Below are 7,807 nucleotides of genomic sequence, written 5' to 3' on the forward strand. Positions count from 1 at the left end.
ATGCGTGCACTTCAATGGCATGGCCCGCGCGACATCCGCCTGGTCGATCTCGACACGCCGCGCACCGGGCCCGGCGAGGTTCGCGTCGCGGTGGCCTATTGCGGGATCTGCGGCAGCGACCTGCACGAATATGCGGACGGGCCGCATGCGATTCCGGTCGACACACCGCATCCGCTGTCGGGCCGCACCGCGCCGCTCACGCTCGGCCATGAGTTCAGCGGCACCGTCGTCGAAGTCGGCGCGGGCGTGACGACGCTGGTTCCGGGCGACCGTGTCGCGATCGAGCCCGAGTATCGTTGCCACCAGTGCGCATACTGCCGCTCCGGGTCGTACAACCTGTGTGTGTCGATGGGCTTCGCCGGGCTGATGGGTGACGGCGGAATGGCCGACTTCGCGGTCGTGCCGGCCTACATGCTGCACCGGCTGCCCGACGACGTGAGCCTCGAACAGGCGGCGGTGATGGAACCGGCCGCCGTCGCGCTGCACGCGCTGCGGCGCGGCGAGCTGCGCCTCGGCGACACCTGCGCGGTGTTCGGGCTCGGGCCGATCGGGCTGTTGCTGATCATGCTCGCGAAGCTCCAGGGCGCGACGACGATCGTCGCGGTCGACGTGTCGCCGGAACGGCTCGCGGCCGCCGCGCGCTTCGGCGCGACGCATGCGTTCGACGCACGCTCGCTCGACGCGCCGGTGCTGCGCGACGCGATCCGCGAAGCCGCGGGCGGGCTCGGCGTCGACGTAAGCTTCGAGGCGGCCGGCCTGCCGGCCACGTTCGAAGCGGCGATGCAGGGGCTGCGCAAGGGCGGCCGTCTCGTGATGGTCGGCCTGATGCCGCATGCGAGCTTCGAGGCATTCCGCGCGGTCAACGACGAGCTGACCTTCACGGCCAGCGTCGGCTACCGTCACGTGTACGAAGACCTGCTTCGGCTCGTCGGGTCGGGCGCGCTCGACCTCACGTCGATCGTCACGCGTACCGTGTCGCTCGAAGACGCCGTCGCCGACGGCTTCGATGCACTGCTCGCCGATCGCGCGCAGATCAAGATCCTCGTTGCGCCGTCGCACCGGCCGGCGCGCCCCCTTCACACCATCGGGAGTATCGAACATGACCCGCCAGTGGTCGTTTGACGGCAAGACCATCGTCGTGACGGGCGGCACGTCCGGCATCGGCGCACGTACCGCGTTGCGGTTCGCGCAAGCGGGCGCATCGGTCGTCGCGCTCGGGCTCGATGCCGCCGGCCCGCATGCGCCCGTCCATCCGAGCGTTCGCTGCGTCGAACTCGACGTGACCGACAGCGACGCACTGACGCGTACGATCCGCGCGTTGCCGCGCGTCGATGCGCTCGTCAACGGCGTCGGCATCAGCCGGCACGCGGACGAATACCGGATGGACCAGTTCGAGCTCGTGCTGAACGTGAACCTGACGTCGGTGATGCGGGCGTCCGACGCCGCGCTGCCGGCGTTGTCGGCAAACGGCGGCAGCATCGTCAACGTCGCGTCGATGTACACGTACTTCGGCAGCAAGGATCGCCCGGCGTACAGCGCGAGCAAGGGCGGCGTCGCGCAGCTCACGCGCTCGCTCGCGCAGGCATGGGCCGAACGCGGCATCCGCGTAAACGCGGTCGCGCCCGGCTGGATCGACACGCCGCTCAGCAGCGGGCTGATGGCCGACACCCAGGCCTCGCGGCGGATTCTCGATCGCACGCCGCTCGGGCGCTGGGGCACGGCGGACGAGGTTGCGGACGTGATCCTGTTCCTGTGTTCGCCCGCCGCGTCGTTCGTCACCGGTGCGATCGTGCCGGTGGACGGCGGGTATTCGACGGTCTAGCCGAAGCAGTGCACGCGGGCATCGGCGATCGATCGGCATCGCCGATACCCGCGGGATCGACCGGTGCCGTTCCGGGCCCGATCGATTCGGTCGCCTTGCACCACCTTATCGTCCGATCAATCAGTAGTCCCATCAAAAATATTCCGGCATGACCGGAAACATGTGAGGAGCACATTGGAGATGACGAAAAAGACCTTGCTGGCCCTCGCGGCCTGCACGATCCCGGCCGCGTCGTTCGCTCAGAGCAGCGTGACGATGTTCGGTCTGCTCGACGCCGGCATCAGCTATGTCAGCAACGAGGGCGGCCACGGCAACGCGAAATTCGACGACAACATATTCTTCCCGAACCTGCTCGGCTTCGAGGGCAAGGAAGACCTCGGCGCCGGCACGCATGCGATCTTCCGGCTCGTCAATCAGTTCTCGCTCGCGAACGGCTCGATGATCGGCGGCGGGCTGTTCGCGCGCACGGCTTACGTCGGGCTGCAGAACGACCGCTACGGCACGCTTACGCTCGGCAACCAGTACGAGTTCATGGTCGATGCGCTGGCCGCGAGCGGCAACGAGATCGCGCAGGATCTCGTCGGGCTGTACGGCTTTCGCAACGGGCCATTCGACAAGCTCGCGCTGCCGAACAACCCGACCGGCGCCTTCGACTGGGATCGCGTCGCGGGCAGCAACCGCGTCGCGAACTCCGTGAAGTACACCAGCGCATCGCTGTCAGGGCTGACCTTCGGCGCGCTGTACGGCTTCGGGAACGTCGCTGGGTCGGTCGGCGCGAACAACACGGTCAGCGTCGGTGCGAGCTACGACAACGGCCCGTTCGGCGCGGGCGCCGCCTATACGAACCAGAAATACGGCGCGGCAGACGGGATGCCGGCCACGAGCGTGCGCAACTGGGGCGCGGGCGCGCACTACACGCTCGGCACGGTTACCGCGAAGGCGCTCTTCACGACCGTGCACAACGCGTGGAACGGCGCGGGCGCGTGGTCGGCGGAAGCGGGCGCCGCGTGGCGGCCGTCGCCGGTGTGGGTGGTCGGCGCGACCTATACGTACATGAAGGGCAACGACACGCTCGACAACGCGCACGCGCATCAGATCATGGCCGCCGTTCAGTACTGGCTGTCGAAGCGCACGATGGTGTATGTGGCCGGCGTGCATCAGCGCGCGAGCCACGGCAGCAATGCGCAGATCAATGGCGTGATGGATGCGGATGGCGCAGCAAGTGGCACGGTGCAGTCGATCGCGCGGGTGGGATTCAGTACGCGGTTCTGACGCACCGCACCCTTTGACGAAAATGCCCGCCCGGGTCGTCCCGGGCGGGCATTTCCATTGGCGCCACGCCGTCAGAAGCGTATGGTCACCGCCTTCGGCTCGGTGTAGGCGTCGATGAACGACGAACCGTACTCGCGTCCGATACCGGACCCCTTCGCGCCGCCGAACGGCACGGCCGGGTCGACCAGCGTATGCATGTTCACCCACACGGTGCCGGCTTCGATGCGCGGCACGTAGCGCAGCGCCTTCGACAGGTCGTTCGTCCACAGGCTCGCGGTGAGCCCGAACGGCGTGTCGTTCATCATCGCGATCAGCGCTTCCTCGTCGTCGAACGGCACGAACGCGCCGACCGGCCCGAAGATCTCCTTGCGATACGAAGCCGATTCCAGCGAGCGCGGCAGCACGATGGTCGGCTTCACGTAGAAGCCGTCGCGCGCATACGCGCCGCCGCCGGTCACGATCGTGTCGCCTTCCGTGCGCGCGAGCTCGAATGCGTCGAGACACTTGCGGAACTGCGGTTCGTTGCAGACGGGGCCGATCATCCCCGCGTCGTCCATCGGGTCGGCCGGCTGGAAGCAGTCGAGACGCGCCTTCATCTTCTCGACCACCTCGTCGAACGTCGAGCGATGCACGAAGAAGCGTTCCGCCGATGCGCACACCTGTCCGCTGTGCAGGAACCCGGCCTCGACGATGCCGTCGAGAATCCTGTCGACCGGCGTGTCCGGCAGGAACGCCGCGGCATTCTTGCCGCCCAGCTCGAGCGTGAAGCGCGTGAAGTTCGCGTTCACGGCTTCCTCGCCGATGATGCGACCGGTCGGCACCGACCCCGTGAACGACACCTTCGCCACGCGCGGATCGCGGATCACCTTCGAGCCGACCTGGCCCGTGCCGTTGATCACGTTGAGCGTGCCGGGCGGCAGGCCTGCTTCGGTCGCCAGCTCGGCGATGCGCAGCATCGTGAGCGGCGTGAACTCCGACGACTTGATCAGCACCGTGTTGCCGGTCGCGAGCGCCGCGCCGAACTTCCATACCGGGATCATCACCGGGAAATTCCACGGAATAATGCCGAAGACGACACCGAGCGGCTGGCGCAGCGTGAACGACGTGTAGCGCTCGCCGTTCATGCTCGGAAACGACGGCGCGAGCGTTTCGCCCGCAATCTTCGTGGCCCAGCCCGCGTAATAGCGCAGCCAGCGCGCGGACCAGCCGACCTCGATCACGCGCGACAGCCCGATCAGCTTACCCGACTGCGCGGTTTCGATCTGCGCGATCTCTTCGCCGTGCGCGTCGATCAGGTCGGCGAAGCGCAACAGGATGCGTTCGCGATCGGCCGGCGTCAGGCTGGCCCATTCGCCGCGAAACGCGCGATGCGACGACGCGATCGCGGCTTCGACGTCGTCGTCGGTCGCCTGGGCGACCGAGCCGATCACCGCACGCGTCGACGGATCGCGCACGTCGATCCGTTCGCCGCGGCCGGCCACCGCGTGGCCGTCGATGTAGTGACCGTGTTCGCGCCCGAGAAACGTTTTGACTTCGTCCAGCATCCGAACCAGTGCCATCTGTGTTCCTCCGGAAATTCCGTTGAATGTGAAGGTGAGTGTGAAAGGCCCGATCAGGCCGCCTGGGCGATCAGGTCCGATGCCTTTTCGGCGAGCGCGATGGTCGGCGCGTTCGTGTTGCCGCTCGGGATGCTCGGCATCGCCGAGCTGTCGGCCACGCGCAACCCTGCGATACCGTGCACGCGCAATTGCGGATCCACGACCGACGAAGCCGGATCCATCCCCATGCGACACGTGCCGACCGGGTGATAGACCGTCTTCGCCGCGCCGCGCACCCAGTCCTCGATCCCCGCTTCGTCGTCGGGCGGGCAGTCCGGCGAGAAGATCTCGTCGACGTGATCGGCGAGCGCCGGCTGGCGCAGGATCTTCAGCGCGAGCTTTGCGGCCCGGATCTGGCCGTCGACGTCGCGGCGGTCGGCCAGATAGCGGCCGTCGATGCGCGGCAGCGCCTCCGGGTTCGACGAGCGGATCGTCACGCGGCCGCGCGAATGCGGTTGCAGATGCCCGGTCTTGATCGTGATTCCGTGCGTGCGCCCCGCCGTCACGCCGATCGGATCGTCGAACGAATCGATCGTCGGCAGAAAGTGAAACTGGACGTCCGGCTGTCCCTGCCGGCAGGTATCGACGAACGCGAACCCTTCGAGCACCGGCGAAGTCAGGATGCCCGAGCGGAACCACTTCCACTGGATGCCGTGCTTCAGCGCGCGCCATCCCTTGTCCTGGCCGTAGAGCGATACCGGTGTGCGGATCGTCGCGTTGACCGACATGTGCAGGTGGTCGTGGAAGTTCTCGCCGACCGGCAGCACCTGCCGGACCGGCACGCCAGCGTCCTCGAGCACCTTTTGCGGCCCGATGCCGGATAGCTGCAGGATCTTCGGCGAACCGATCGCGCCGGCTGATACGATGATTTCGGCGCGGGCACGCGCGGTCACGCGACGATTGCCCTGCCGGTACGTGACGCCGGTCGCGCGGTCGCCTTCGATGTCGACGCGCTCGACCAGCGCATCGACTTCAAGGCTGAATTCCGGACGGTTCGCGATCGTCTTCAGGTACGTCGCCGCCGTGGAGCCGCGCTCGCCATTGAAGATCGTCGCCTGATAGAACCCGACGCCCTCCTGTCGATCGCCGTTGTAGTCGACCAGATAGTCGAGTCCCATCTGCTGGCCGGCCCGCACGAACGCCTGCGACAGCGGATGGCGATAGCGGATCTCGGTGACCTGCAGATGCCCGTCGTTGCCGTGGTAAGGCGCCGTCAGCGATTCGTTGTTCTCCGCCTTCGCGAAGTAGCGCAGCATGTCGTCCGCGCCCCAGCCCTTGCAGCCAAATTCAGTCTCCCAACGATCGTAGTCGTTGCGGTGCCCGCGCACGTACAGCATCCCGTTGACGGAGCTGGAGCCGCCGAGCACGCGCCCTTGCGGCACCGCGATCGAGCGGCCCTTCACGTCGTCCGACGGCTCGGCCGCATACGGCCACGTGTGGCGCGGAATGGCCTTCGCCAGCCCGCCCGGCATGTGGATGAACAGATCCTTGTCGTGGCCGCCTGCCTCCAGCAGCAGCACGGTGCCCTTGCCGCGCTCGACGAGGCGGGTCGCGATCGTGCAGCCCGCCGAGCCGGCGCCAATGACGATGTAGTCGAAAGTTCTATCGGACATCCTGATATGCGCCCGCGGTCGTCCGCACGACGGTCGCCGGCGCGCGCTGCCGCCGCATGCGTCCGTTGCCCGGCCTTCGGCAGGGTCTCCTTGAAAATCGGTGGTTGCGTTTCATGGCGCGAGCCAGCCCATGCGATTCGACAGGACAGCTTGCCGACCGCCTGTCGATTCTAGGGACGCTTCGTCCGCGCCGATCGGCGTTGCGTGCACACTTTTGGCTTGAGCGTGCAGATCGATGCGGTGCGATGGGGTCGCGGCGGAACGTGGAGAAACCACGATTGACGCCGCAGAGCCAGGCTCCCGACAATGGCCGGGTCTGAACGCGCATTCCTGTCGTTTGCATTAACCTTGACGCGTTCCCCGACCCTCCTCCCATTCCGGCAATGGCACACGAACTCGTCGTCGACGCCAGCAACAGCAGCGCGAATCTGCGCGACCTGATCGCGGACAGCTTCCTGCCGCTGATCTTTCACGACACCGGCCCGCAGTTCCGGATGTCGGTGCGCGTTGCCACGGTCGGTGGCCTGCGCATGGCGGACGTCGATACAACGGCGATCCGCGTCGATCGCGACCGCTCGCTCGCGTCGCGCGCCGACCGCGACTGCTACAAGATCCTGTTCCAGATCGCCGGGCAAAGCCGCGTCACGCAGCGCAACGCGACGTCGACCGTCAATCCCGGCGAGTGGGTGATCTACGATGCAACGCAGCCGTACATGATCGAATCGGCGAACGCGTCGCGCTTCGTCGCCGCGCTGACGCCGCCGAGAAGCGGCACGATGTGGCGCTGGTTCGTGGAGCGGGCGGGCGTGCAGGTGCGCCAGACCGTCGGCAATGCGCAACTGGCGCTTCAATCGATCCGTTACCTGATGGACGGGCAGGTGCCGAACGATCCGGAAAGCCTGTTCGGCTTCGAGCAGTCGACGCTGATGCTGCTCGATTCGGTGATCCGCCGCGAGGCGAGCGATTCGCGTATCGGCGCCGATACGCGAATCGCGACGCTGCGGATGAATGCGGAACTCTATCTGTCGCACCACTACAGCGATCCCGATTTGTCGCCGGACAAGCTGGCGAGCGCGCTGAACGTGTCGCGGCGCACGTTGTACAGCGCTTTGGCCGCGACGGAGCGGACGCCGCAGAGCCTGATTCAGGAATACCGGCTGCAGGCGAGCCGGCGCGCTCTGGAAGATCCGGCGGATACCCATCGCACGCTGCTGGAACTCGCGATCGCGTGCGGGTTTTCCGACATTACGCATTTTGGGCGGGCGTTCAAGGCGCGGTTCGGGTGCAGTCCGGGGGCGTATCGTGTCGCATACCGAACGATGCCGGGGGAATGACGCGCGTCAGCGCGCGATGCCCCGTGGCATGCGGCGAACTCCCCGGACCCGCGAACGATTCCGGCATCACGTGCGGTCGAACATTGCCGTACAACGTCGACCGCACCGCGCGTTCGATGCACCGGCCACCACACTCGCGCGGCGGCCACGAACATCGCCTTCGATGAC

At 67.0% G+C, this 7,807-nt stretch carries 6 protein-coding genes; 4 read left to right on the top strand and 2 right to left on the bottom strand.

Annotated elements, in window-relative coordinates:
* From J7024_RS28780 to J7024_RS28790, 3 genes are all read left to right on the top strand, one after another.
* Entirely contained in the window at positions 1-1,122 is a 1,122-nt protein-coding gene (locus J7024_RS28780) for a 2,3-butanediol dehydrogenase (RefSeq protein ID WP_124830406.1), read from the top strand.
* Complete coding sequence (locus J7024_RS28785; RefSeq protein WP_124830407.1) at positions 1,100-1,822, top strand: SDR family NAD(P)-dependent oxidoreductase; 723 nt, start codon at positions 1,100-1,102, stop codon at positions 1,820-1,822. Before J7024_RS28780 ends, J7024_RS28785 begins: the two co-directional genes overlap by 23 nt.
* A 180-nt stretch (positions 1,823-2,002) precedes the next feature.
* Positions 2,003-3,094 (top strand): porin, encoded by a 1,092-nt coding sequence (locus J7024_RS28790; protein ID WP_124830408.1) that lies wholly within the window; start codon positions 2,003-2,005, stop codon positions 3,092-3,094.
* A gap of 71 nt (positions 3,095-3,165) precedes the next feature.
* Here the strand turns inward: J7024_RS28790 and J7024_RS28795 are convergent, their stop codons facing one another.
* A complete protein-coding gene (locus J7024_RS28795) occupies positions 3,166-4,653 on the bottom strand; it encodes an NAD-dependent phenylacetaldehyde dehydrogenase (RefSeq protein WP_175752346.1) in 1,488 nt (495 codons plus the stop codon).
* 53 nt (positions 4,654-4,706) lie between these two features.
* A complete protein-coding gene (locus J7024_RS28800) occupies positions 4,707-6,305 on the bottom strand; it encodes a GMC family oxidoreductase (protein ID WP_124830410.1) in 1,599 nt (532 codons plus the stop codon).
* A 383-nt stretch (positions 6,306-6,688) separates the two neighbouring features.
* Here J7024_RS28800 and J7024_RS28805 point away from each other — a divergent pair, with 383 nt between their 5' ends.
* Positions 6,689-7,639, top strand: a complete 951-nt coding sequence (locus tag J7024_RS28805) for a helix-turn-helix domain-containing protein (protein WP_124830411.1) — start codon at positions 6,689-6,691, stop codon at positions 7,637-7,639.
* The last annotated feature ends 168 nt before the right edge of the window (positions 7,640-7,807 follow it).

The organism is Burkholderia sp. WTPI3 (assembly GCF_021483755.1).
Taxonomy (GTDB): Bacteria; Pseudomonadota; Gammaproteobacteria; order Burkholderiales; family Burkholderiaceae; genus Burkholderia.